A 23,930-nucleotide genomic window follows, 5' to 3' on the forward strand; every position below is an offset into this window, starting at 1 on the left:
CGATGAGGATCAGTTCAGCGGCCGGTTACCCCGTTGCCACAACCGTAGCAGCAGTTGTTCCATGCTTTTACTGACGCTGTGCGTAAAACGATCCATCATTTTTTTCTTGCGCAGATAGCGCACCGCAATCACCTCAAAATGCTCAAGCTGACGCAGGATAACATCGTCGCTGGTATTGATTTCATCAACCAGCCCTTTTTCTCTGGCCTGACTGCCGTACCAGTGTTCGCCGGTTGCCACCTGGTCAATATCCAGCGTCGGACGCATTTGCTGGACAAACTGTTTGAACAAAAGATGGGTTTCATTGAGATCCTCGCGAAACTTCTCGCGTCCCTCTTCGGTATTTTCACCCAGCAGCGTCAGCGTGCGCTTATACTGACCGGCGGTATGCAGTTCAATATCTATATCGTTACGTTTTAGTAGCCGGTTAAAGTTGGGTATCTGCGCCACCACGCCAATTGAGCCAATCACGGAGAAAGGGGCCGCCACGATATTATCCGCCACACAGGCCATCATATAACCGCCGCTGGCAGCCACTTTATCAACCGCTACCGTCAGCCTGATTCCTTTCTGGCGCAGGCGCTGAAGCTGCGACGCCGCCAGACCGTATCCATGCACAACGCCGCCAGGACTTTCCAGCCTCAGCAGCACCTCATCCTGTTCACCGGCCACCGCCAGCACTGCCGATACTTCTTCACGTAATGAAGCAACTTCACCGGCATCCATGCTGCCTTTGAAGTCAATGATGTAAAGCACTGGTTTGCCAGCGTTATCCCCCTCAAGTCTGGCGCGTTTTTTTTCCGCTTTTTCCTGCTGTTTTTCTTTTTTCTTCTGCGCTTTGTGCCACAGTTTTTGCTGGTGATGTTTCATCCGTCCCAGCTGCATATCCTCTTTCATATGACGATAGCGCTCACCAAGGTCGGTCAGTCTCAGCTGACCAGCTTCATGACGCTTTCTCAGCGCAACATGGCTAATCATCACAATCAGTGCGGCAATCGCAACGACAATCGTCACGGTTTTAGCCAGAAAAAGAGCATAATAAGAGAGTAACTCCACGGATTCCGCCTTACAAAATCTAACATTCCATACAAGAAGCTGTCAGTGTAACCGGGTTAGTCTGTTACGTCGCCTGTTTAACCAGCACGCCAGACAAATTTCGCTTATGTCTCATTGAAGCAACTGACTTTTTCAGGCATAAAGCTGATTATTTTATCAGGTTAATATCAGGAAAGGGTTCGCCCGGACGAGCGTGCCACAATAGCCGCGAGGAGGAGTAACGTGCATTATCAACCTAAGCAGGACCTTCTGCAAAATCGCATTATTCTGGTCACCGGCGCCAGCGACGGGATCGGGGCCGAGGCGGCGATCACTTATGCCCGCTACGGCGCGGAACTGGTGCTGCTTGGCCGTAATGATAAAAAACTGCGCAATGTGGCCGACCGGATAACTCAGGCCGGTTCAGGACCAGTGCATTACCGCCTGCTGGATTTAGATACCGCAACCCCTGAGCAGTGCCACATGCTGGCACATGAAATCGCCCAGCTGGTGCCCCGCCTCGATGGGGTGTTACATAATGCCGGGGTGCTCGGTGAAATCGCACCGATGATGACGCTGGCACCGGAAATCTGGCAACAGGTGATGCGCATCAACGTTGACAGCACCTTTTTTCTTACCCAGGCACTGCTGCCACTGTTACTGAAATCAGATGCCGGTTCACTGGTCTTTACCAGCTCCAGCGTCGGCCGCCAGGGGCGCGCCGGCTGGGGCGCTTACGCGGTGTCTAAATTTGCCACTGAGGGCATGATGCAGGTGCTGGCAGAAGAGTATCGCAGCCAGAATTTACGGGTAAACTGTATTAATCCTGGGGGCACCCGGACCCAAATGCGTGCCAGTGCCTTTCCCGAAGAAGATGCAACCAGGCTGAAAACCCCGGCTGACATTATGCCCCTCTACCTCTATCTGATGGGGGATGACAGCCGGCGTAAAACCGGTATCAGCTTCGACGCCCAGCCCGGACGCAAGCCAGGGGCAGCAGAATAACAACCAGAATAAGCCAGCGGCCGGCTGTCCATATCAGGAAATGAACTAGCGGCCCTGATCGCTGCGACGCGTGGCGCTACGCCGGCCTGGTGCAGTTCGAGCGCCCGCTGCGCTTTTGCTGGTATGACGCTTAACCGCCCGGCGAATCTGATTGGCTTTGGTGCGACGACGATCTTTTTCTACCGGGACGCGGCTTGCCGTTTCGGCAGGCAAACCGACCATTTCACGCAGATAGTTCACTGGCTGTAAATCGAGCTCGGTCCAGCCACCGCGCGGCAGTCCCTTCGGTAACAGAATGTCACCGTAACGAACACGCAGCAGGCGACTTACCTGTACCCCCACCGCTTCCCACAGCCGGCGGACTTCACGGTTACGGCCTTCCGTCAGCGTGACGTTATACCACTGGTTGATGCCTTCACCGCCGCTGTATTTCAGCGTTTTAAATGCTGCCGGGCCATCTTCCAGCTGGACACCCCGGCTGAGCTGACGGATTTTTTCATCATCAATCTGGCCGAATACCCGCACGGCATACTCGCGTTCCACTTCACGACCCGGATGCATCAGGCGATTGGCCAGTTCACCGTCGGTGGTGAAAAGCAGTAAACCGCAGGTATTCACATCAAGCCGGCCAACGGCTATCCAGCGTGCGCCGCGCAGGCGCGGCAGGCGGTCAAACACCGTCGGTCTGCCGTCAGGATCGCGGCGGGTACAGAGTTCACCTTCCGGTTTGTAATAGGCCAGCACCCGGCAGATTTCGCTGGCACTCTCGCCGAGGTTAACCAGATGGCCATCAATACGAATTTTGAGATTTTTGCTGGCTTCAACGCGATCGCCAAGGGTCGCCAGCTTGCCATCAATACTGACGCGTCCAGCGGCGATCATCGCTTCAATTTCACGGCGTGATCCTTGTCCGGCACGGGCTAATACTTTTTGTAACTTTTCGCTCATTTTGCGACCTCGCTGTTGCCTTCACAGGCATCAGTATCATGATATAAAAGGTCGTGCCCACCAACGGCAGGCACTGACAGGAACCAACGGCCGGGCATTCTACCCGAACTTAACGCCGAATGATAATAAATAGCGTGACCGGCCGTTCCTCTGCACAGGCCATCAGAGAAAAGGTTTAATACTGCCGGCACCTTCCCGTACCACCTGCGGCGAATCGCTGGTTAAATCGACCACCGTTGTTGGCTGCTGGCCCAGCGAACCGCCATCAATAACCAGATCCACCTGAGTACCCAGTTTATCGAAAATTTCTTCCGGATCAGATTCAGTGAAATCATTGCCAGGCAGAATCAGTGAAGTGGACATAATCGGCTCATTGACCTGTTCAAGTAATGCCAGCGCAATAGGATTAGAAGGCACGCGCAGACCAATGGTTTTGCGCTTGTCGTTCATCAGACGCCGCGGCACTTCTTTGGTCGCTTTCAATATAAAAGTATAGTTGCCAGGGGTGTTATTTTTAATCAGGCGAAAAGCACTGTTATCCACCTGGGCATAGCTGGAAAGCTCGGACAAATCACGACAGATCAGCGTGAAATTATGATCATCAGCAAACTGACGGATGCGGCAAATCCGCTCCATGGCATTTTTCTCTTCCAGCCGGCAGCCCAGCGCATAGCCGGAATCCGTGGGATAAACTATCACGCCCCCTTTATTAACAATTTCCACCGCCTGCTTGATCAGTCGGGGCTGGGGGTTCTCCGGGTGTATCTGAAAAAACTGACTCATTGATCCTCCAAAATCGCGGTTCCGGGCTGAGGTTGTAATTCGGGATATCTTGTCCAGACGGCATCAACACCGGCGGGCAGCCAAAGTTTTCTGCCCAGCTCAATCCAGGCACAGGGTTGATGAAAATCGGAGCCCTGGGACGCGGCCAAATCGTAATCACGGGCATACTGTGCCAGTTGGCTACGTTCTGCGGGTGCCTGCTGGCACTGGGCAACTTCGATGGCTTCTCCGCCCTGTTCCCTGAAATGCAGTACCAGCCGCTTTAACCATTTTGCCGAAAGATGATAACGCCCCGGATGGGCCAGCACCGCCCTGCCAGCAGAATGATGAATGGCCTCAATCGCTTGTTTAATAGTACACCACTGCGCGGGGACATAGCCGGTTTTGCCGCGCGCCAGATAATTTTTAAACACCTGGCTGATGTTGCTCGCTTTACCTTGCGCTACCAGAAAGCGGGCAAAATGGCCGCGGGTAATTGCGCCGCCGGCTGCCAGCGCCATCACACCTTCAAGCGCGCCGGGTATCTGCGCTTTTTCCAGCCGGCTGGCGATCAATTCAGCCCGGTATTGTCTGCACATAGACTGATTCAGTAACAGCTGTTTCATTGCCGGCGCCTGCGGATCAATCCCCAGCCCGACAATATGAATTTCATGATTTTCCCACAGGGTTGATATCTCCACGCCAGGCAGCAAATACAGTGGCAGCTGCTGTTGCGCAATGGCCTGCTGCGCCGGCGCGATGCCTGCAACGGTGTCATGATCGGTCAACGCCAGCACACTTACCCGCATTTGCACTGCTCTGGCAACCAGTCCGGCAGGCGTCAGCAAGCCGTCAGAAGCCTGAGAATGGCTATGTAAATCATAGAGCGGATAATCCGTAAGCTGATTCATCGCGTTACTTTGTTGCCCCATAACAGAAATCAGCGCGCATCATACGCTGTTTCCTGACAGATGGAAAAAGCTGCTTGACATTAGCACCTCGAACTAGTTTACTAGTACGCAAGTTCAGATAGAAGGTTCTGCATCATGGCGAAATTAACGTGTGTATTAATCGGTTGGTGGCGCAACACGCCTGTATGGGCAAGGTTGCCGTGCACCCGTTAACCGGAGATTGCAGCTACCTGAGCCCGCTTAAGCGGGTTTTTTTTTACCTGATTGTTGGGAATATTTTATGCCGACTGTAAAACCTGCGCTCAAACTGATTAGCAGTGACGCCCCTTATCGCGAAGACGCGACCAGCGTCTTTAATCAGCTTTGTGGTGCACGCCCGGCCTCACTGCTGCTGGAATCTGCCGATATCGACAGCAAACATAATCTCAAAAGCCTACTGATTATTGACAGCGCCCTGCGTATCACCGCACTGGGCCAGCAGGTGACAATTAAAGCCCTGTCACTCAACGGCAGTGCTCTGTTGCCGTTACTGGATGCCGCACTGCCTGATCAGATTGATAATTGTCAGCATCCTGATGGCCGCACGCTAACCTTCCCCACGGTTGACGATCAGCTTGATGAAGATTCGCGCCTGAAATCCGTGTCAGTATTTGACGCGCTGCGTCTGATAACCACGCTGGTCAGCGCGGCCGATAATGAACGTGAAGCTATGTTTCTCGGTGGCTTATTTGCCTATGATCTGGTGGCTGGTTTTGAAGATCTTCCGCAGCTGGAAAGCGATCAACGCTGCCCTGATTACTGCTTTTATCTGGCAGAAACATTACTGATTATCGATCATCAGACCCAACAGTCCCGCCTGCAGGCAAGCGTGTTCGGTCAGGCACCCGCCGAATTTGTTCGTCTGCAAAGTCGTCTCGAACAGCTACGCAGTCAGATGATGCAACCGGCAGCGGCGCTTACCACCAGCGCGCTTGAAAACATGACGCTGAGCTGTAACCTGAGTGATGAAACCTTTTGTCAGGTTGTTCGCGATATGCAACAGGCCATTCGCGTCGGAGAAATTTTCCAGGTTGTGCCTTCGCGCCGTTTTTCACTGCCCTGCCCGTCACCGCTGGCCGCTTACTCGGTACTGAAAAAGAGTAATCCCAGTCCCTATATGTTTTTTATGCAGGACGATGACTTTACGCTGTTCGGTGCATCACCAGAGAGTTCGCTGAAATACGATGCCAGCAGTCACAAAATTGAAATCTATCCGATTGCCGGCTCCCGGCCGCGGGGTCGCCTGGCAGACGGCACCCTCGACCGCGACCTTGACAGTCGTATCGAACTGGAAATGCGAACCGATCATAAAGAGCTGGCGGAACACCTGATGCTGGTTGACCTGGCGCGTAACGATTTAGCGCGCATTTGTGTTGCCGGCAGCCGTTATGTTGCCGATCTGACCAAAGTGGATCGCTACTCTTTCATTATGCACCTGGTCTCCCGCGTAGTGGGCGAGCTACGCCCGGAGCTCGACGTGCTGCATGCTTACCGGGCCTGCATGAATATGGGTACCCTGAGCGGAGCACCCAAAGTGCGGGCCATGCAGCTTATCGCCGGCGCGGAACAATCACGCCGGGGCGCCTATGGCGGCGCGGTTGGCTATTTTACCGCACATGGCGATCTCGATACCTGTATTGTTATTCGCTCAGCCTATGTTGAAGAGGGTGTGGCTTATGTGCAGGCCGGTGCCGGTGTGGTACTCGACTCCGATCCGCAGGCTGAAGCCGACGAGTCGAGGAATAAGGCTCGTGCGGTACTGCGCGCCATTGCCAGCGCACATCATTGCAAGGAGATGTTCTGATGGCACAGATTCTGCTGCTTGATAATGTTGATTCTTTTACCTATAACCTGGTCGATCAGCTGCGTGCAGCCGGACATCAGGTGGTGGTCTATCGTAACAGTGTTCCCGTCACTACCCTGACCGAACGCCTGAAAACCATGGAACAACCGGTACTGATGCTGTCACCAGGACCTGGCTCGCCTTCTCAGGCTGGCTGTATGCCCGAATTATTACGGCAGCAACGCGGTCGTCTGCCCATCATCGGTATCTGTCTTGGCCATCAGGCTATCATTGAAGCCTACGGTGGTCATGTCGGCCAGGCCGGCGAGATCCTGCATGGTAAAGCCTCGGCAATCAGTCATGATGGCGAGGCGATGTTTGCCGGCCTGAGCAATCCTCTGCCGGTCGCCCGTTACCATTCACTGGTTGGCAGCAATACCCCGACAGAGCTGATTGTTAACGCAACCTTTAACGGCATGGTGATGGCCGTGCGCCATCAACACGATCGCATCTGTGGTTTTCAGTTTCACCCTGAGTCCATCCTGACCACACAAGGCGCCCGTTTACTTGAACAAACCCTGGCATGGGCACTGGCCTGAAGCCACCTCCGGAAGAAGGAGTTAGTCAATGAATAGCATTCTGGAAAAAGTTTATCAGGGTCAGTTCCTGAGCCAGGCGGAAAGCCACCAGCTGTTTTCGTCTATTATTACCGGACAGCTTGAACCCACGCAGCTGGCGGCCGTCTTAATCGCCATGAAAGTCCGTGGCGAGCAGCCGCAAGAGATCGCCGGAGCGGCCACTGCACTGCTGGCTGATGCGCTGGCGTTTCCCCGCCCGTCTTATGCCTTTGCTGATATTGTCGGCACCGGGGGTGACGGCAGCAACAGCATTAATATTTCTACCGCCAGTGCTTTTGTCGCTGCCAGCTGTGGTCTTAAAGTGGCAAAACATGGTAACCGCAGCGTATCGAGTAAATCCGGATCTTCCGACCTGCTGGCCGCCTTTGGTCTTCGCCTTGACCTGTCCCCTGAACAGGCTCGCCGGGCGCTGGATGAACTCAACGTCTGTTTTCTGTTTGCCCCGCAGTATCACAGCGGCTTTCGCCATGCCATGCCGGTACGCCAGCAGCTAAAAACCCGCACGCTGTTTAATGTACTGGGTCCACTGATTAATCCGGCCCGGCCGCCTCTGGCCGTGATTGGCGTATACCGTCCTGAACTGGTGCAGCCAATCGCTGAAACCCTTAAAATGCTGGGGTATCAGCGGGCGGCAGTGGTGCACGGCGGCGGCATGGATGAAGTCGCGCTGCACAGTGAAACCCACATTGCCGAACTGCGTGATGGCGAAATTACCCGCTATCAGCTGACGCCCGGGGATTTTGGCTTTAGTTACTCGCCTAAAGAGGCCCTGGCGGGCGGAACGCCACAAGAAAACCGTGACATTCTTAGTCGTTTACTTCAGGGTAAAGGCGAGCGCGCCCATGAAGAAGCCGTTGCCGCAAACGTCGCACTGTTACTCAAAATATTTGGCCACGAAGATTTACGCTCAAATGCTCAGCAGGCGCTGGAGACTATCCGCAGCGGACAGCCCTACCAGCGCGTTGTCGCCCTGGCAGCCAGAGGATAATCATGCAGGAAACGGTACTCAATCAAATTGTTCGCGATAAAGCTGTCTGGATTGAAGCGCGAAAAAAACATCAGCCCCTGGCCAGCTTTCAGCATCAGGTCACCCCGGCCAGTCGTAGTTTTTACCACGCACTGAGCGGTAATCGCACGGCATTCATTCTGGAATGTAAAAAAGCCTCGCCGTCAAAAGGGTTGATTCGCGATGATTTTGATCCAGCGAAAATCGCCAGTATTTACCGGCCGCACGCTGCGGTAATTTCAGTGCTGACCGATGAAAAATATTTTCAGGGCAGCTTTGACTTTTTGCCACAGGTGAGCCTGGCGGCCCATCAGCCGGTCCTGTGCAAAGACTTCATTATCGACCCTTATCAAATCTATCTGGCGCGCCACTACCAGGCCGATGCGATTTTACTGATGCTTTCGGTGCTGGACGATGAGCAATATCGCCAGCTGGCTGACGTTGCTCACCGCCTGAAAATGGGGGTACTGACGGAAGTCAGTAACGAACAGGAACTGGCGCGGGCGATTACCCTTGAAGCCAGGGTGGTAGGCATTAATAACCGCGATCTGCGCGATCTCTCTATCGATCTTAACCGTACCCGCACGCTGGCACCCCGTCTGGGCGCTAACGTCACGGTTATCAGCGAATCCGGCATCAGCCATTACAGCCAAATCCGTGAACTCAGCCGCTATGCCAACGGTTTTCTGATTGGTTCGGCATTAATGGCAGAAGCCGATCTGGCCGCTGCGGTTAACCGTGTTTTGCTGGGTGATAACAAAGTTTGTGGCCTCACCCGGCCGCAGGATGCAGCGGCAGCCAGCCAGGCGGGCGCGATTTATGGCGGCTTAATTTTTGTGCCCGGATCACCAAGACAGATAGACGAAAATCAGGCCAGATTGATTATTGCCGCGGCGCCGCTGCAATATGTTGGCGTGTTCCGCGATGCCAGCATAAGTGACATTGTCACTACTACCCGTCATCTGAACCTGCACGCTGTTCAGCTACATGGTACGGAAAATCAGATATTTATCGATCAGCTGCGCCTGGCGTTACCCACCACCACCCGCATCTGGAAAGCACTCAGCGTCAGCGACAGCATACCGGCTCTGGACTGGCAGCAGGTTGATCGCTATCTGCTGGATAATGGTCAGGGCGGCAGCGGACACCCCTTCGACTGGTCTCTTCTGGCAGGTCAGCCGCTGTCCAACGTCATGCTGGCCGGCGGTCTATCTGCCGCTAACTGCGTTCAGGCAGCCCAGTCCGGCTGCGCCGGACTCGATTTCAATAGCGGTGTGGAAAGCGCACCAGGCGAGAAAGACGCCGCGAAAATCGCCGCGGTTTTTCAGACATTGCGCGCCTATTAACCGGGCGGGGCGCTTTCATTGCCACTGCCCCATCGGTTTTACAGAGGAAAACATTGCATGACATTACTTAATCCTTATTTCGGTGAGTTTGGCGGTATGTTTGTGCCACAAATTCTGATGCCGGCCTTGCTGGAACTGGAACAGGCCTTTGTCAGCGCCCGCCAGGATCCTGAATTTCAGGCGCAGTTTGCCGGCCTGCTTAAAAATTATGCCGGCCGGCCTACCGCGTTAACCCGCTGTGATAATCTCACCCGAGGTAGCGCAACCCGTCTTTATCTCAAGCGTGAAGATCTGCTACACGGCGGAGCCCATAAAACCAATCAGGTACTTGGCCAGGCACTGCTGGCTAAACGCATGGGGAAAAGTGAAATTATTGCTGAAACTGGCGCCGGCCAGCACGGCGTCGCCTCAGCACTGGCCAGCGCACTGTTAGGGTTGAAATGCCGGATTTATATGGGCGCAAAAGACATTGAACGTCAGTCACCTAACGTATTCCGCATGCGTCTGATGGGGGCTGAAGTGATCCCGGTCCATAGCGGTTCTTCCACCTTAAAAGATGCCTGTAACGAAGCGTTACGCGACTGGTCCGGCAGTTATGAAACCGCCCATTATATGCTGGGCACGGCAGCCGGCCCGCATCCATATCCCACTATCGTGCGTGAATTTCAGCGTATGATTGGCGAAGAAACCAAAGCACAAATTTTAGCCAGCGAGGGGCGTCTGCCAGATGCGTTACTGGCCTGCGTCGGTGGCGGTTCAAATGCCATCGGCATGTTTGCCGATTTCATCGATGACGCTGAGGTGGCATTAATTGGCGTCGAACCCGCCGGCCATGGTATTGAAACCGGCGAACATGGCGCGCCGTTAAAACACGGTCGCGTTGGGATTTATTTCGGTATGAAAGCGCCGATGATGCAAACCGAAGAGGGTCAGATTGAGGAGTCCTACTCCATTTCAGCCGGACTGGATTTTCCCTCTGCCGGCCCGCAGCATGCCTTTCTGAACAGCACCGGACGCGCTGAATACGTTTCCATCACTGATGATGAAGCCCTTGAGGCGTTTAAAACCCTGTGCCGGAGTGAAGGGATTATTCCGGCGCTGGAATCTTCCCATGCGCTGGCCTACGCGTTGAAAATGATGCGAGAGGCACCACAAAAAGAACAACTGCTGGTGGTCAACCTTTCCGGGCGCGGCGACAAAGATATTTTTACCGTTCACGATATTCTTAAAGCCAGGGGAGAAATCTGATGACGCGTTATCAGCAACTTTTTACACGGCTGGCCGAAAAAAAAGAAGGTGCTTTCGTCCCCTTCGTCTCTCTTGGTGACCCAAGCCCCACGCTCTCTTTACAGATTATCGATGCCCTGGTTGCAGGGGGCGCTGATGCCCTCGAATTAGGCATTCCGTTTTCCGATCCGCTGGCCGACGGCCCGACGATTCAGGGAGGCAATCTGCGTGCCTTTGCTGCCGGCACGACCCCGCAACTCTGCTTTGAACTGCTTGCCGGGATCCGTAAAAAATATCCGGAAATACCTATCGGATTGTTAATGTATGCAAACCTGGTATTTCACAACGGCATAGATAACTTTTATCGCCGTTGTCAGCAGGTCGACGTCGATTCGGTACTGATAGGCGATGTTCCTTTTGAAGAATCTGCCGCCTTCCGCCAGTCTGCTATGCAGCACAACATTGCACCTATTTTTATGTGCCCGCCTAATGCCAGCGACGATCTGTTGCGCCAACTGGCGTCACACGGCCGCGGCTATATCTATCTGCAATCACGCGCCGGGGTAACCGGAACCGAAAACCGGGCAGATAAATCGCTCAGTGTGCTGGTCAACCGGCTGCGTGAATATCATGCCGCCCCCGCTATTCAGGGGTTTGGTATTTCAGAACCTGCCCAGGTGCGTAATGTCATTGCTTCCGGTGCTGCCGGTGCCATTGCCGGTTCGGCCACGGTGAAACTGATTGAATCGCACCACCGCCAGCCGGCAGAGATGCTGACCGCCCTTCGTGACTTCACCCGCGCGATGAAAGCTGCCACACGCTGATCGCTGCTGCGCCTTAGTGCTAAGGCGCAGCCCGCTGTTTCTTCATCATGACAGCGCTTTTTTCTGTCGCTACACTGATGACACAGCATTGCTGCTGTTAACGCTATGATTCACAGGGAGAGCATAATAAATGAACAGGTTTAAATGGATCGCCGGTCTGGTTGCTGCCAGTGTGTTAACAATAATGATCAGCGCCTGTGCGCCTACGGCACATCAGGAAGGAACCGGGGGCTACATTGACGACACCGTCATTACCACCAAAGTAAAAAGCGAACTGCTGGCTGATGAACAGCTAAAACATTCTGATCAAATTAGCGTTGAAACCTTCAAAGGACGGGTACAGCTAAGCGGCTTTATTTCGTCACCCAAAATGGCAAGCCGTGCCGTTGCCATTACCCGTAGCGTGGCGGGGGTGACATCGGTAATCAATAATCTGCACGTTCGCTGATAACGTACAGGCCAGCGCAGAAAGCTGTTTTGCGCTGGCCGCTTTTTACTGCTGTCAGAACTTATAACCCGCGCCGAAGAAGAACACTACCGGGTTAATATCGGTATGAATCTTGTCTTGTTTCACGCCGCCTGCACGAAAGCTGACGTCAGTATCAATATTCATGTACCAGACGGAGGCGTTAAGCATCCAGTTGTCGGTTAACTGATAATCCAGCCCGGCCACCCCGGCAAAACCCCAGGAGTCCTTGGCGTGCAGATCGCTCAGTCCCAGATTGCGTCCGGTATCATTAAAACGCTCCTGAAAGAAGCGGGTGTAGTTCACACCTGCGCCGATATAAGGATTAAATTTGCCCAGCCCGCTAAAATACCACTGCACCACCAGTGACGGTGGCAACTGTTTTAAATTTGCGATATTGCCGGTGCCCGGCGTGCCGACATGATGACTGAATGGCGTGGCACCCAGCAGCTCAACACCAATGTTATCCGTCGCCATGTAAGTAAAAGTTAATCCAAGCTGCGTGTTATTACTGACGTTAAACTCTCCCAGCCCGAGTACGTCGTCAGAGCCGCCGGTCGGCCGTACTGTTGCTGTGCCAGCACGGATAAAGAAATCCCCCGCCTGATGTGCTGAAGCGACAGCCGGAAGTAACATTACGATTGCCAGTGCTGCTGCTTTTAATTTCATTTGCCACTCCTTTATTAATATTTGCTACATCAATGTCATTTTTGGTCAGTGCATTAGTCCCTGTCTGTCGGCTAATTTCATTGACGCAGCGCAACCAATAAGTTGGATCAATTCTTTCGCCACATGAAATAAATTGCAGTTTGACTGAAATCAATTTTTTCGTTTTCGGCGAACGAAAAATTTGGTTGGCAACAGGCCTCGACAACACTTTATTTTCAATTATTCATCAACAATATATAAGCGTTGTTGCCCGGAGGGCCGGTAATCAGATGAGCAACGGTGATAACCCTTGTGTTTCCTGTGGTGCCTGTTGTGCCTGTTTTCGCGTCTCTTTTTACTGGCGTGAGGCTGATGACGGGGGGGGGAGATGTCCCGGTTGCCCTGACTGAACCGCTGAGTCTGCATATGCGTAACATGACAGGAACCAATGACCGCTCTCCGCGCTGCGTGGCGTTACAGGGTGAAGTCGGCCAGTGCGTGTCATGTTCCATTTATGCACAACGCCCTTCTCCCTGCCGCGAATTTGCCATGTCCGGTGACAACGGTCAGGTTAATGATGCCTGTGATCGCGCCCGGCAAAAATATGGTCTGCCACCGCTTTTTAGCCCGCACCAGCCTGTGCAAAGTGAAAGTTATGTAATACAGGGTGCCAGTCCTTTATCAGACCATGTACAATCTGCGGATTAACAGAATGGGTTTTTTTAAGGAGTGTACATGTCAATCACGGCAGGTTCGTTATACCGTGAGGCGGGGAATTTTTTTCGCCACCAGCTGATAACCATTTTACTGATGGCGCTGCTCACCGCTTTTATCAGCGTGATGATTAGCCAGGCAATGACCCCCGGTGACGATCAGCTGTCACAGTTACCCCAGCAAGGTTTCCCGGGGGGGAATCTGATGGAGATGGTGCGTAATCTCACTCCTGAACAACAGCATATTCTGCTGCGCGCCTCGCTGGCGGGCACCCTGGCGTCACTGATTGGCAATACCCTGCTCACTGGCGGAATGCTGATGCTGATTCCGCTGGTTTCTGCCGGTGAACGCACCAGCGCCCTGCGAGCTATCGGGCTGTCAGCACCTCTGCTGCCCAGACTGCTGGTGCTGACTTTTCTCATGACGCTGGTGATACAGCTCGGCTTTCTTTTTGTGGTGATTCCCGGCATTATTCTTGCCATTTTGCTGGCGCTGGCACCGGTTATTCTGGCCGCCGGCCAGCAGGGTATTTTTGCCGCCATACGCCAGAGCGTTTCTCTGGTATGGCATAATATGCGGCTGGTCACCCCGGCGGTGTTGTTCTGGCTGCTGGCCAAAATGGTACTGCTGGTTGTCATTACCCGGGTTCTTGCCCGGATGCCGGACAGTTATTACACCCTGCTTAGCGTGCTTGCCAGCGGTATCAGTAATCTGATTTCAGCACTGCTGATCATTTATCTGTGCCGGCTGTATATGTTATTACGTTAATTATCCAGGTGGCGCCAGTGGCGCCACCCTGATTCACCAATCTATCCTGTTCCGGTATCTGAAAAGCCTATGAAGCAGTTACTTGATTTTCTCCCCCTGGTGGTCTTTTTTGTTTTTTACAAGCTGTACGATATTTTTGTCGCCACCGGTGCCCTGGTTATCGCCACCGCCGTTGCGCTGGTCGCGGGCTGGTTGTTGTACCGTAAAATTGAAAAAATGACGCTGGTGACCTTCGCGATAGTGGTGGTATTCGGCCTGCTGACTATCATCTTCCATAATGATGAGTTTCTTAAATGGAAAGTCACCATTATCTATACCCTGTTTAGCGTCGCTCTGCTGGTAAGTCAGTTTGTAATGAACAAACCGCTGATTGAAACCATGCTGGGTAAAGAATTAAAACTCCCGCAGCAGGCATGGCGCCGGCTGAATGTGGCCTGGGCATTGTTTTTCTTTTGCTGTGGTCTGCTTAATATTTATGTTGCTTTCTGGCTACCGCAGGCCATCTGGGTTGATTTCAAAGTCTTTGGCCTGACCGGTCTGACGCTGCTGTTTACCCTGGTAAGCGGGGTGTATATTTACCGGTTAATGCCGCAGCAACAATAATATGATTCTCCGGTCGCCTCGTGCGATACATTTGATAGCGGAAGCCTTGTAAATGAGTGATGAAAGAAAGTTGCCGCAGGGCGAGGTGGTGCTGCGCACACTGGCAATGCCGGCCGACACTAATGCCAACGGCGATATTTTTGGCGGCTGGTTGATGTCGCAAATGGATATGGGCGGCGCCATCCTGGCGAAAGAAATTGCCGGTGGACGCGTTGTCACCGTTCGGGTTGACGGTATGACCTTTCTCAAACCGGTAGCGGTAGGCGATGTGGTGTGCTGCCACGCCCGCTGCATCCGTACCGGCACCAGCTCCATGACGATCAGCGTCGAAGTCTGGATTAAAAAGGTCTCATCAGAACCGATCGGCCAGCGTTATTGCACAACCGAAGCGGTTTTTATCTACGTCGCAGTCGACAACGAAGGCAAGCCGCGCGCACTGCCGGAAGGCCGTAGTCACTTCTCACTGGATGAGAGCACCGGCTAGCCCTCCTCTGCAGCAGTTTTCGCTGTTGCAGAGGCGCTGTTTTTCCTGTCAGTTCAGATTAATACCACCTTCAAAGCGAAACTGAATATTCATGGTGATGTTTTGTCCCGGCCTGCCGGGCTGATAGCGCCATGACCGCATCGCCTGTTTTACTTCTCTTTCAAACATATTTTGCGGCCGGGCATCAAGAATACGGATATTCTCTACCCGTCCTTCATTGTTGACATCAAAAGCAATCCGCACATGGCCTTCAATACGTAACGCATACGCCCGCGCTGGATAGACGGGCTTACCCGTACTGATCGCCTGCGGACCGCTCTCGACCGACTTCACCGGCGAGGGATTAACTTTTGGCGCGGTGGCTGGCTTGACTGCTTTGCTGGTCTGATTTTCCGCAAAGGGATCCGCCAGCGGTTTCTGTGCCGGTTTTGGCTTAACCTCTTTCGGCTTCACAACGGTTTTTTTAACCGGTTTCGGTTTCGGCTTTGGTTCGGGCTGGGGTTTTGGTACGGGTACGGGTTCAGGTTTCGGCGGCTCGACAACCGGTTCAGGCGGTTCGGGCTCAGGTTCCGGCTGCGATATCGCCACAGGTTGCGGCTGTGGCTGCACTTCTGGCGCCACCAGCGTCACGCTGATAGGCTGGGACGCGTCCGGCTTCTGCCGTTGGTGATGGTATGAAGCGTACAACAACGCAGCCACAAGCGCGCCGTGCATCATGACAGAAACCAGCATAGCAAGCGGTGAACGGCGGGGAAATTCGCAAGAGGTCAAGGTTGTCATAACTCATACTGTGGTTTAAGCAAAGCGTAATTTTAAATGCAAATAGCAATCAGTTTCAATAACAACCCTTCATTGTTCCACTTTTTGTGCGTTTAGCTGAGGTTAATGTTTTCTTGCCCGACAAATTGCACTACCTTTAGCAAAATGTTTTCCGCTGCCAGAGCGATTTATTCGTCAGGAGTCCCGCCTGTGCTGTATGTCATTTTTGCTGAAGATAACAGTGATTCACTGGAAAAACGTAGCGCTGTGCGACCAGCCCACCTTGCCCGTTTGCAGCTATTGCAGGATGAAGGTCGCCTGATTGTAGCCGGCCCGATGCCGGCGGTAGACAGCAATGAACCGGGCGTTGCCGGCTTCAGTGGCTCAGTGATTATCGCTGAATTTCAGTCGCTTGAGCAGGCAAAAGCCTGGGCTGACGCTGACCCGTATATCGCAGCGGGCGTCTACCAGCAGGTGACCGTGCGACCGTTTAAGCGCGTCTTCTGATAGCGTAAGCAACCGTACAGGGTAAGCACAGCGGTTTTGCTTACCTGCAGCACAACAAAAAAAGGGGCCTGCCGGCCCCCTTTCTGTGGCATGACAAGAATTAATGCATTGCAGCAGTAAGGCCGTAAATTACGATGACTGCCAGTGCACAAACTGTAGTGAGCAAGGCCATTTTCAGATCGGTCGTCATTTTATTCTCCTTGTTAAGCGCTTATAAACGCCAGCAGCGCTGATTCTGGCACATTTACAGGTAAAAATCTCGTGTTCTGTCCGCAGCCTTGTTAAAATCCGTTGCCTCGTTGCGCAACGGCGAGATAGCCGTATCAAATCTGAAGTCAATGCGTCCAGCCGTTTCTGGCAGCAACATATTAAAGAAAAGTTGTTATTCTGGAGCGTCAATAGCGGCGTATTCCAGGCAAACGATTAACATAAGACTTATTCTTGCGGAATAACGTCAGGAGTCACCGGTTCATGGCAACAATTAAAGATGTGGCAAAACAAGCCGGAGTGTCGACCACTACGGTTTCCCACGTCATCAATAAAACGCGCTTTGTGGCGGAAGAGACCCGCGAAGCGGTGTGGCAGGCAATTAAAGCGTTACATTATTCGCCAAGCGCTGTCGCCCGCAGTCTGAAAGTTAACCATACCAAAACAATCGGTTTACTTGCCACTGCGACCGAAGCCCCTTATTTTGCCGAAATTATCCAGGCGGTGGAAAATCGCTGTTTCACCCGTGGCTATACCCTGATACTGGGCAATACCCATAATGATTTACAAAAACAGCAGGCCTATCTGGCTATGATGGCGCAAAAGCGCGTCGACGGCCTGCTGGTTATGTGCTCTGAATATCCTGATAGTCTGATCACCATGCTGGAAGACTATCGTTCGATCCCGATGGTGGTAATGGACTGGGGCGAATCGCGCGGCGATTTTACCGATACCGTGCTGGATAATGCGTTCAGCGGCGGTTACATGGCCGGACGCTATCTGATTGAGCGTGGCCATCGCGATATTGGTGCCATTCCCGGCCAGATGGAGCGTAATACCGGCGGCGGTCGCTTTGCCGGCTTTCTGAAAGCATTGCATGAATCCGGTATCAGCCTGCGCGATGAGTGGGTTGTTCAGGGCGATTTCGAACCGGAATCGGGTTATCGCGCCATGCAGCAAATTTTGTCATGCAAGCAACGACCTGGCGCGGTGTTCTGCGGGGGCGATATCATGGCAATGGGTGCTATCTGTGCCGCTGACGAAGCCGGCCTGCGGGTTCCTCAGGATATTTCGGTGATCGGTTATGATAATGTGCGCAACGCGCGCTATTTCACGCCGGCACTGACTACCATCCATCAGCCAAAAGAGCGGCTGGGAGAAACGGCGCTGGAAATGCTGCTCGATCGTATCCTTAACAAACGGGTTCAGCCTCAAACCATTGAAGTCCATCCGCACCTGATTGAACGCCGTTCAGTGGCCGATGGTCCGTTTCGTGATTACCGGCGTCAGCAGTAGCGGCGCCCTATTCCTGCAACCATTCACTGTTGAGCGTGTCCGCATCCCCCAGATAACTCAACAGCCAGGATAACGCCGGTGAGACATTGTTCTGCCGCCAGCTCAGACAGCAAGGGCTGGGCGGAAACGGCGTTTCCAGTCGCAATTCTACCAGCGCACCGCGCACCTGCCAGGCACGTGCAAGGTGACCGGGTACCATTCCGACCCCCAGACCGGCCTCAAGGCAGTCAAACGCCGTTTCCCAGTCAGGGACCACGCGCCTTTGCTGATTATCCAGCGTCCAGGTTGTCCGACGCGGTAAGGTCCGGGCAGTATCTTCCATTACCAGTGATGGCCAGGCGCGGATTGTCTCTTCATTCAGCGGTTGATCAAAGGCCGCCAGCGGATGGCTGGCACTGACCAGGCAACGCCAGTGAGCGTAGCCCATATCGCGAAAAGCAAACTGGCCACCTACCGGTACCGCCTGGGTGGCGCCAATTGCCACCTCAACCCGGCCATCCGCCAGCGCGTCCCATACACCGTTAAAAACTTCATGGCTTATATGCAGCTCCATTTCGGGAAAGTGGCGATAAAAATCGCATACCAGCTGCCGGGTACGTGCTGGTTTGACAATACGATCGATGGCAATGGTCAGCTCACCCTGCCAGCCTTTTACCAGCTGCTGACAACGCCGGCGTGTGTCGTGCATTATTTTGATAACAGCACGCCCTTCTTCAAGGAATATCTTCCCGGCGGGCGTCAATACCACATCACGATGCCGGCGTTCAAACAACGCCACACCGAGCCAGTTTTCCAGCTGGCGCACGGTATAACTCACCGCAGATGGCACGCGATTCAACGCCTGGGCAGCAGCGCTAAAACTTCCGCTGCGCGCCACGGCATCAACCACTTCAAGAACATGCTCTGACCACATATTTTACCTGCAAAATTTTTGATAGCACTGCGCAAATTATAGCGTTTTACAACCTTCAGTTCAGCTCAGTAAACTGCCAACCCTATAAAAAAGGAGTTTTTTCCGCTATGCAAAATCTGGGTTTTCTCATTTATCTCGCGCTATTAAGCATGCTGGGTTTCCTGGCCACCGATATGTATCTGCCTGCATTTGGCGCTATCGCGCACGGACTGCAAACATCTGCCGGGGCCGTCAGTGCTTCATTAACCGTATTTCTCATCGGCTTTGCGCTGGCTCAGGGCATCTGGGGTTCGCTTTCTGACCGTCTGGGCCGTCGTCCGGTTCTGATTTGCGGCCTGTCAGTTTTCGCCCTTTCCTGTCTGGCTATCATCTGGGTGGATCAGGCCTGGCAACTGCTGCTATTACGATTTTTACAGGCATTCGGCGTCTGCGCTGCAACCGTCAGCTGGCAGGCGTTGGTGGTCGATCGGTATAAGGGACAACAGGCAAAACGCATTTTCGCCACGATTATGCCGCTGGTGGCACTTTCTCCGGCGCTTGCCCCTCTGATAGGGGCATGGTTACTGAACAACCTTGCATGGCAGGCCATATTTATTGTTTTGATGCTGATCGCAACCGGCCTGCTGCTGTTTACCCTGAAACTGCGTGCCCCACGGCCAAAAAGCAAAAAAGAGCAACCGGTAAGCTACTGGCAGCTACTTAGCTCCCCGGTCTACAGCGGAAACGTGCTGATTTACGCAGCCTGTTCAGCCAGTTTCTTTGCCTGGCTAACCGGCTCTCCATCAATGCTGGCCGGCCTCGGTCTGAAACCGGTTGATATTGGCCTGAGCTATTTTCCACAGACCATTGCCTTTCTGGCCGGTGGATTCGGCGCCCGCGCTCTGCTTAATCATCTGCCGGCAAGCAGACTTTTACCCTGGCTTTTGGCATTTTATGCGCTCAGCGTGATTGTGCTGTTTATCTGCGGACTGCAAGCCAGGCCAACGCTTTTTTCATTACTGACGCCGTTTTGTGGCATGGCACTGGCTAATGGCGCCATTTATCCAATCGCAGTTTCCGGCGCTCTGCTCCCCTGGCCACAGGCCACCGGTAAAGCGGCTGCGCTGCAAAATATGCTGCAGCTCGGTTTATGCTCGCTTGCCAGTCTGATCGTATCGTCATTTATCGCCGCCGTTACCCTGACGACAACTATTGTCATGCTAATGACAATTTTATTGTCTATTATTGGATTTGTGCTTCAGCGCACAGGCAGGGAACAGATGAGCGACCGGCTATCTCTGAAAAACTAACCGGGTGCGCCCGGTTAAATTAATTAGCTTGCTAATGGTAATCCATTGAATATTGCCTGCCGTAAGCATATACTCGAAACCAGTTATAAAAATAACCAGATAAGACTTTTACTGACAGGGCTGTCGTGAAAATTACTAAAACGTAACGTCAGTTTACGTACCCTGCCGCAATTTAAGGTTCAATCCTCTGTTTACGTCAGATTTCAGGCGCACGGATTCCCGTGATTATTCTTAAATTAATCTGGAAATAACCCTATTTCCAGGCCGTCCACAGGGTGATGGAGAGGTTATGAGTTCATCGTGCATAGAAGAAACGCGCTTACAGGACAATCACTGGTACAGAATCGTTCAGGAGATGCTGGAGAAAGCGAACATTGCAATTAACGGCTCTCATCCCTGGGATATTCAGGTTAATAATCCCGAACTGTTTAAGCGCGTTATTCAGGAAGGATCGCTCGGCTTAGGGGAAGCCTACATGGATGGCTGGTGGGACTGTGAACGCCCCGATATTTTTTTTCATCGCGTGCTTAACGTACATTTAGATCAGCAACTTCCCCATCACTTTCGTGACACGCTGCGCGTTGCCGGTACCCGGCTGTTCAATTTGCAGTCCCGGCGCCGGGCATGGATTGTCGGTAAAGAGCATTACGATTTAGGCAATGACCTGTTCACTCTGATGCTCGATCCCCATATGCAATACTCCTGCGGCTACTGGAAAGAAGCAAAAACCCTTGAACAAGCCCAGGACAATAAGCTCAATATGATTTGTGAAAAGCTGCAATTACAGCCAGGCATGACGCTGCTGGATATTGGTTGTGGCTGGGGCGGACTGGCAGAGTTTGCGGCCCGCCGCTTCGGGGCTAAGGTAACCGGCGTAACCATTTCTGCCGAGCAGCAAAAACTGGCCCAGCAGCGCTGTCAGGGTCTGGATGTGACAATTTTACTGCAGGATTACCGCGACCTTAACCAGCAGTTTGATCGGATTGTTTCCGTCGGTATGTTTGAGCATGTCGGGCCAAAAAATTATGCAACCTACTTTAACGTTGTTGACCGTAACCTGAAACCCGACGGCCTGTTTCTGCTGCACACCATTGGCGCAAATAAAACCAACGATAACGTCGATCCCTGGATTAATAAGTATATCTTTCCAAATGGCTGTCTGCCTTCGGTACGGCATATTGCTAATGCTGCCGAATCACATTTTGTCATGGAAGACTGGCACAATTTCGGTGCCGATTATGACCGGACATTAATGGCCTGGTATCAGCGCTTTCTGCAGGCATGGCCCCAGCTGGAGGATAAGTATGGCGCGCGCTTTAAGCGCATGTTTACGTACTATCTTAACTGCTGCGCCGGGGCGTTTCGGGCACGGGACATACAGCTGTGGCAGGTGGTGTTCAGTCGTGGCGTGGAGGGCGGACTGCGCGTCCCTCACTAACCTGGCCGTTGCGCGAAAAAAAGCGGGAGTCCCCCGCTTTTTTTTCATCTGAAGATCAGCGTTAGCTGCCCTGCGGCTGCTCAGCCACTGTTCGCTGCGCCATCACGCGTTCAACGGTATCGACAATTGCCTGCGTATGCGGATCGATTTCAATATTGACAAACTGCCCCAGTCGCTTAGTCCCCAGCGTGGTGCGCTCAAGGGTCTCGGGAATCAGATGAACGCAAAATTTGCTTGCTGTGACGTCACCCACCGTCAGACTGATGCCATCAATACCGATAAACCCTTTATGTAAAATATATTTCATCAGCTCCGCCGACTGCGGTCTGAACCAGACTTCACGATTGTGCTCCGACTGAACAATCCGGCTAATTTCAGCCTGGGTCATAATATGGCCGGACATTAAATGGCCACCAATTTCATCACTAAACCTGGCCGCGCGTTCAACATTGACTTTATCGCCAACGACGAGTTCACCAAGATTAGTAATGCGCAGGGTTTCCTTAATAAGGTCAAAGCTGACGTTATCACCGGCAATTTGCGTCACCGTCAGGCAGCAGCCATTGTGGGCAACTGAAGCACCCATTTCCAGCCCCGGCAGCAGGGCCTGCGGCATTCTGACGATATGGGTACGAAAATTCGGTTTTTCTTCAATCGCCAGCACCTCGGCGATGCCCTGCACAATCCCGGTAAACATACTCAACCGCCTCTTTGTAAAATCATTGACTGCGCGTAGTGTGCCATTCAGGCCGCCAGCCGGCAAATATCAGGGCATAAATCGTCGCAGCGCATTTTATTTCTCTCCTGCCCGGTTGGCGAAAGCCCTCGCGCCATCTACACTATCCGCGCGGTGCTGCGCTTTTTTGCCTGTGTACTGATAGCGAGCGCCTCCTTATCAAGGATATAAAACGTATAAAGGTGTATGCGTGCAGAAGTATTTTATTGAGGCGCGTCAGTTACTCGCTCTGGCTATCCCCGTCATCTTCGCCCAGGTGGCACAAACCGCGATGGGCTTTGTCGACACCATCATGGCCGGTGGCGTCAGTGCGACCGATATGGCTGCGGTCGCCGTCGGCACATCCATCTGGTTACCATCAATTCTGTTTGGTCACGGACTGATACTGGCATTAACGCCGGTGGTTGCCCAGCTAAACGGCTCCGGAAGACGTCACCTGATTGCTCATCAGGTCCGTCAGGCATACTGGCTGGCCGGTATGGTGTCTGTGGGGGTCATGGTGGTGTTGTTCAATGCTGGCTTTGTTATCTACGCAATGCACAACATTGATGCCCAGCTCGCCGATAAGGCGGTGCGCTATCTGCGTGCGCTGTTGTGGGGCGCGCCAGGCTATCTGTTTTTTCAGGTCGCGCGCAATCAGTGCGAAGGCTTGTCAAAAACTAAGCCGGGGATGGTACTCGGCTTCCTCGGCTTACTGGTGAATATTCCGGTTAACTACATCTTTATCTATGGTCATTTTGGCATGCCGGCGATGGGCGGGGTCGGTTGCGGTGTGGCCACCGCTTCAGTTTACTGGGTCATGTTTATTACCATGAAAGCATGGTGCCGGCGCGCCGCGTTTCTGCGGGATATTCACCAGACCCCGTCGCTACCCGGACCAGACTGGCAGGTGCTGCGCCGTCTGTTCTCTCTTGGTCTGCCGGTTGCGCTGGCGCTGTTTTTTGAAGTGACGCTGTTTGCCGTGGTGGCGCTACTGGTATCGCCAATGGGTATTGTCGACGTCGCTGGTCACCAGATCGCCCTGAACTTCAGTTCACTGATGTTTGTTATCCCGCTGTCACTGGGCGTGGCGGCGACCATTCGCGTCGGTTATCGTCTTGGCCAGGGCTCAACCGAGGATGCCCATACTTCGGCCTGGGCGGCGCAGATGGTGGGGGTTTTAATGGCTTGCTGTACCGCGCTGTTTACCGTGACATTCCGTAAGCACATTGCGCTGCTATATAACGATAATCCGGCGGTGGTGGCGCTGGCGGCACAGTTAATGTTTCTGGCGGCTATCTATCAGATTTCCGACTCAATTCAGGTTATTGGTAGCGGCGTACTGCGCGGCTATAAAGACACCCGCGCGATATTCTTTATCACCCTGATCGCTTACTGGTGTCTGGGATTACCCAGTGGTTGCATACTGGCCCTGACTGACTGGCTGGTTCCGCCAATGGGACCGGCAGGCTTCTGGTGCGGATTTATTATTGGGCTTAGCTCCTCTGCGGTACTGATGCTATGGCGAATCCGCCGTCTTCAGCGTCAGCCCGCCGAGCGCATTCTTGGTCGGGCCGCACACTGATGACATAACGCGCA

General features: G+C 53.2%; 23 protein-coding genes and 2 pseudogenes. 16 read left to right on the forward strand and 9 right to left on the reverse strand.

From position 1 onward, the window contains the following. Positions 1 to 9: 9 nt before the first annotated feature. The gene (gene sohB / locus BL249_RS10010; RefSeq protein ID WP_099704792.1) at positions 10 to 1,056 is read right to left on the reverse strand and encodes a protease SohB; all 1,047 of its coding nucleotides are present in this window, start codon (positions 1,054 to 1,056) and stop codon (positions 10 to 12) included. Between the two features lie 222 nt (positions 1,057 to 1,278). Here sohB and BL249_RS10015 point away from each other — a divergent pair, with 222 nt between their 5' ends. Further along, a complete protein-coding gene (locus tag BL249_RS10015; protein WP_099704791.1) occupies positions 1,279 to 2,040 on the forward strand; it encodes a YciK family oxidoreductase in 762 nt (253 codons plus the stop codon). Positions 2,041 to 2,085: 45 nt separating this feature from the next. Here BL249_RS10015 and rluB read toward each other — a convergent pair whose 3' ends face one another. From rluB to rnm, 3 genes are all read right to left on the reverse strand, one after another. Beyond that, positions 2,086 to 2,988: a 23S rRNA pseudouridine(2605) synthase RluB gene (gene rluB / locus BL249_RS10020; RefSeq protein WP_099704790.1), complete on the reverse strand. Its 903-nt coding sequence runs from the start codon at positions 2,986 to 2,988 to the stop codon at positions 2,086 to 2,088. 162 nt (positions 2,989 to 3,150) lie between these two features. Next, positions 3,151 to 3,771, reverse strand: a complete 621-nt coding sequence (locus BL249_RS10025; protein WP_099704789.1) for an L-threonylcarbamoyladenylate synthase — start codon at positions 3,769 to 3,771, stop codon at positions 3,151 to 3,153. Further along, positions 3,768 to 4,661, reverse strand: coding sequence for an RNase RNM (rnm, locus tag BL249_RS10030; protein ID WP_099704840.1), 894 nt, complete (start codon positions 4,659 to 4,661; stop codon positions 3,768 to 3,770). The genes BL249_RS10025 and rnm overlap by 4 nt, the downstream gene beginning before the upstream one ends. Positions 4,662 to 4,941: 280 nt before the next feature. Here rnm and BL249_RS10035 point away from each other — a divergent pair, with 280 nt between their 5' ends. From BL249_RS10035 to BL249_RS10065, 6 genes and pseudogenes are all read left to right on the forward strand, one after another. Beyond that, positions 4,942 to 6,504, forward strand: coding sequence for an anthranilate synthase component 1 (locus BL249_RS10035; protein ID WP_099704788.1), 1,563 nt, complete (start codon positions 4,942 to 4,944; stop codon positions 6,502 to 6,504). Continuing rightward, positions 6,504 to 8,109, forward strand: a pseudogene (gene trpD / locus BL249_RS19245) (bifunctional anthranilate synthase glutamate amidotransferase component TrpG/anthranilate phosphoribosyltransferase TrpD). The gene BL249_RS10035 and the pseudogene trpD overlap by 1 nt, the downstream one beginning before the upstream one ends. Before the next feature lie 2 nt (positions 8,110 to 8,111). Next, on the forward strand, positions 8,112 to 9,473 hold the full coding sequence (gene trpCF / locus BL249_RS10050; RefSeq protein ID WP_099704785.1) for a bifunctional indole-3-glycerol-phosphate synthase TrpC/phosphoribosylanthranilate isomerase TrpF: 1,362 nt from the start codon (positions 8,112 to 8,114) through the stop codon (positions 9,471 to 9,473). A gap of 57 nt (positions 9,474 to 9,530) precedes the next feature. After that, positions 9,531 to 10,721: a tryptophan synthase subunit beta gene (trpB, locus tag BL249_RS10055; RefSeq protein WP_099704784.1), complete on the forward strand. Its 1,191-nt coding sequence runs from the start codon at positions 9,531 to 9,533 to the stop codon at positions 10,719 to 10,721. After that, positions 10,721 to 11,524: a tryptophan synthase subunit alpha gene (gene trpA, locus BL249_RS10060; protein WP_099704783.1), complete on the forward strand. Its 804-nt coding sequence runs from the start codon at positions 10,721 to 10,723 to the stop codon at positions 11,522 to 11,524. The genes trpB and trpA overlap by 1 nt, the downstream gene beginning before the upstream one ends. 130 nt (positions 11,525 to 11,654) lie before the next feature. Beyond that, the gene (locus tag BL249_RS10065) at positions 11,655 to 11,972 is read left to right on the forward strand and encodes a BON domain-containing protein (protein ID WP_099704782.1); all 318 of its coding nucleotides are present in this window, start codon (positions 11,655 to 11,657) and stop codon (positions 11,970 to 11,972) included. Positions 11,973 to 12,026: 54 nt separating this feature from the next. Here the strand turns inward: BL249_RS10065 and ompW are convergent, their stop codons facing one another. Continuing rightward, complete coding sequence (ompW, locus tag BL249_RS10070; protein ID WP_099704781.1) at positions 12,027 to 12,659, reverse strand: outer membrane protein OmpW; 633 nt, start codon at positions 12,657 to 12,659, stop codon at positions 12,027 to 12,029. Positions 12,660 to 12,928: 269 nt separating this feature from the next. On the opposite strand from ompW, the pseudogene BL249_RS10075 reads away from it, so the two are divergent. The 4 genes and pseudogenes from BL249_RS10075 to yciA all read left to right on the forward strand — a co-directional run bounded on the left by BL249_RS10075 (position 12,929) and on the right by yciA (position 15,207). Next, positions 12,929 to 13,346, forward strand: a pseudogene (locus tag BL249_RS10075) (YkgJ family cysteine cluster protein). 27 nt (positions 13,347 to 13,373) lie between these two features. After that, positions 13,374 to 14,120: a YciC family protein gene (locus tag BL249_RS10080; protein ID WP_099704780.1), complete on the forward strand. Its 747-nt coding sequence runs from the start codon at positions 13,374 to 13,376 to the stop codon at positions 14,118 to 14,120. 69 nt (positions 14,121 to 14,189) lie between these two features. After that, entirely contained in the window at positions 14,190 to 14,723 is a 534-nt protein-coding gene (locus BL249_RS10085) for a septation protein A (RefSeq protein ID WP_099704779.1), read from the forward strand. Between the two features lie 52 nt (positions 14,724 to 14,775). Continuing rightward, a complete protein-coding gene (gene yciA / locus BL249_RS10090) occupies positions 14,776 to 15,207 on the forward strand; it encodes an acyl-CoA thioester hydrolase YciA (protein WP_099704778.1) in 432 nt (143 codons plus the stop codon). Positions 15,208 to 15,255: 48 nt separating this feature from the next. Here yciA and BL249_RS10095 read toward each other — a convergent pair whose 3' ends face one another. Next, positions 15,256 to 15,987 (reverse strand): energy transducer TonB, encoded by a 732-nt coding sequence (locus tag BL249_RS10095; RefSeq protein ID WP_099704777.1) that lies wholly within the window; start codon positions 15,985 to 15,987, stop codon positions 15,256 to 15,258. Between the two features lie 189 nt (positions 15,988 to 16,176). Here BL249_RS10095 and BL249_RS10100 point away from each other — a divergent pair, with 189 nt between their 5' ends. Then, positions 16,177 to 16,473: a YciI family protein gene (locus BL249_RS10100; RefSeq protein ID WP_099704776.1), complete on the forward strand. Its 297-nt coding sequence runs from the start codon at positions 16,177 to 16,179 to the stop codon at positions 16,471 to 16,473. A gap of 100 nt (positions 16,474 to 16,573) precedes the next feature. On the opposite strand, the gene cydH is transcribed toward BL249_RS10100, so the two are convergent. Then, positions 16,574 to 16,663 (reverse strand): cytochrome bd-I oxidase subunit CydH, encoded by a 90-nt coding sequence (gene cydH / locus BL249_RS19490; protein ID WP_099704775.1) that lies wholly within the window; start codon positions 16,661 to 16,663, stop codon positions 16,574 to 16,576. Positions 16,664 to 16,944: 281 nt separating this feature from the next. Here cydH and purR point away from each other — a divergent pair, with 281 nt between their 5' ends. Continuing rightward, positions 16,945 to 17,976 (forward strand): HTH-type transcriptional repressor PurR, encoded by a 1,032-nt coding sequence (purR, locus tag BL249_RS10110; protein WP_099704774.1) that lies wholly within the window; start codon positions 16,945 to 16,947, stop codon positions 17,974 to 17,976. Between the two features lie 7 nt (positions 17,977 to 17,983). Here purR and punR read toward each other — a convergent pair whose 3' ends face one another. After that, the gene (gene punR, locus BL249_RS10115) at positions 17,984 to 18,889 is read right to left on the reverse strand and encodes a DNA-binding transcriptional activator PunR (RefSeq protein ID WP_099704773.1); all 906 of its coding nucleotides are present in this window, start codon (positions 18,887 to 18,889) and stop codon (positions 17,984 to 17,986) included. Between the two features lie 107 nt (positions 18,890 to 18,996). On the opposite strand from punR, the gene punC reads away from it, so the two are divergent. Beyond that, the gene (gene punC / locus BL249_RS10120) at positions 18,997 to 20,178 is read left to right on the forward strand and encodes a purine nucleoside transporter PunC (RefSeq protein WP_099704772.1); all 1,182 of its coding nucleotides are present in this window, start codon (positions 18,997 to 18,999) and stop codon (positions 20,176 to 20,178) included. Positions 20,179 to 20,467: 289 nt separating this feature from the next. Further along, the gene (cfa, locus tag BL249_RS10125) at positions 20,468 to 21,616 is read left to right on the forward strand and encodes a cyclopropane fatty acyl phospholipid synthase (protein WP_099704771.1); all 1,149 of its coding nucleotides are present in this window, start codon (positions 20,468 to 20,470) and stop codon (positions 21,614 to 21,616) included. A gap of 61 nt (positions 21,617 to 21,677) precedes the next feature. Here the strand turns inward: cfa and BL249_RS10130 are convergent, their stop codons facing one another. Then, positions 21,678 to 22,313 carry a riboflavin synthase subunit alpha gene (locus tag BL249_RS10130; RefSeq protein ID WP_099704770.1) on the reverse strand — a complete coding sequence of 212 codons (636 nt, stop codon included), beginning with the start codon at positions 22,311 to 22,313 and terminating at the stop codon, positions 21,678 to 21,680. 229 nt (positions 22,314 to 22,542) lie between these two features. Between BL249_RS10130 and BL249_RS10135 the strand changes: the two genes are divergently transcribed. Continuing rightward, a complete protein-coding gene (locus tag BL249_RS10135; RefSeq protein WP_099704769.1) occupies positions 22,543 to 23,916 on the forward strand; it encodes an MATE family efflux transporter in 1,374 nt (457 codons plus the stop codon). Positions 23,917 to 23,930: the final 14 nt, after the last annotated feature.

Source organism: Erwinia sp. OLFS4 (genome assembly GCF_002752165.1).
Classification (GTDB): domain Bacteria; phylum Pseudomonadota; class Gammaproteobacteria; order Enterobacterales; family Enterobacteriaceae; genus Izhakiella.

Excerpts from the sequence above, each read along its gene's own strand:
- rluB (WP_099704790.1), bottom strand. The coding sequence starts at position 2,988 with ATGAGCGAAAAGTTACAAAAAGTATTAGCCCGTGCCGGACAAGGATCA.
- BL249_RS10025 (WP_099704789.1), bottom strand. The coding sequence starts at position 3,771 with ATGAGTCAGTTTTTTCAGATACACCCGGAGAACCCCCAGCCCCGACTG.
- rnm (WP_099704840.1), bottom strand. The coding sequence starts at position 4,661 with ATGAATCAGCTTACGGATTATCCGCTCTATGATTTACATAGCCATTCT.
- BL249_RS10035 (WP_099704788.1), top strand. The coding sequence starts at position 4,942 with ATGCCGACTGTAAAACCTGCGCTCAAACTGATTAGCAGTGACGCCCCT.
- trpCF (WP_099704785.1), top strand. The coding sequence starts at position 8,112 with ATGCAGGAAACGGTACTCAATCAAATTGTTCGCGATAAAGCTGTCTGG.
- trpB (WP_099704784.1), top strand. The coding sequence starts at position 9,531 with ATGACATTACTTAATCCTTATTTCGGTGAGTTTGGCGGTATGTTTGTG.
- trpA (WP_099704783.1), top strand. The coding sequence starts at position 10,721 with ATGACGCGTTATCAGCAACTTTTTACACGGCTGGCCGAAAAAAAAGAA.
- BL249_RS10065 (WP_099704782.1), top strand. The coding sequence starts at position 11,655 with ATGAACAGGTTTAAATGGATCGCCGGTCTGGTTGCTGCCAGTGTGTTA.
- ompW (WP_099704781.1), bottom strand. The coding sequence starts at position 12,659 with ATGAAATTAAAAGCAGCAGCACTGGCAATCGTAATGTTACTTCCGGCT.
- BL249_RS10080 (WP_099704780.1), top strand. The coding sequence starts at position 13,374 with ATGTCAATCACGGCAGGTTCGTTATACCGTGAGGCGGGGAATTTTTTT.
- BL249_RS10085 (WP_099704779.1), top strand. The coding sequence starts at position 14,190 with ATGAAGCAGTTACTTGATTTTCTCCCCCTGGTGGTCTTTTTTGTTTTT.
- yciA (WP_099704778.1), top strand. The coding sequence starts at position 14,776 with ATGAGTGATGAAAGAAAGTTGCCGCAGGGCGAGGTGGTGCTGCGCACA.
- BL249_RS10095 (WP_099704777.1), bottom strand. The coding sequence starts at position 15,987 with ATGACAACCTTGACCTCTTGCGAATTTCCCCGCCGTTCACCGCTTGCT.
- cydH (WP_099704775.1), bottom strand. The coding sequence starts at position 16,663 with ATGACGACCGATCTGAAAATGGCCTTGCTCACTACAGTTTGTGCACTG.
- purR (WP_099704774.1), top strand. The coding sequence starts at position 16,945 with ATGGCAACAATTAAAGATGTGGCAAAACAAGCCGGAGTGTCGACCACT.
- punR (WP_099704773.1), bottom strand. The coding sequence starts at position 18,889 with ATGTGGTCAGAGCATGTTCTTGAAGTGGTTGATGCCGTGGCGCGCAGC.
- punC (WP_099704772.1), top strand. The coding sequence starts at position 18,997 with ATGCAAAATCTGGGTTTTCTCATTTATCTCGCGCTATTAAGCATGCTG.
- cfa (WP_099704771.1), top strand. The coding sequence starts at position 20,468 with ATGAGTTCATCGTGCATAGAAGAAACGCGCTTACAGGACAATCACTGG.
- BL249_RS10130 (WP_099704770.1), bottom strand. The coding sequence starts at position 22,313 with ATGTTTACCGGGATTGTGCAGGGCATCGCCGAGGTGCTGGCGATTGAA.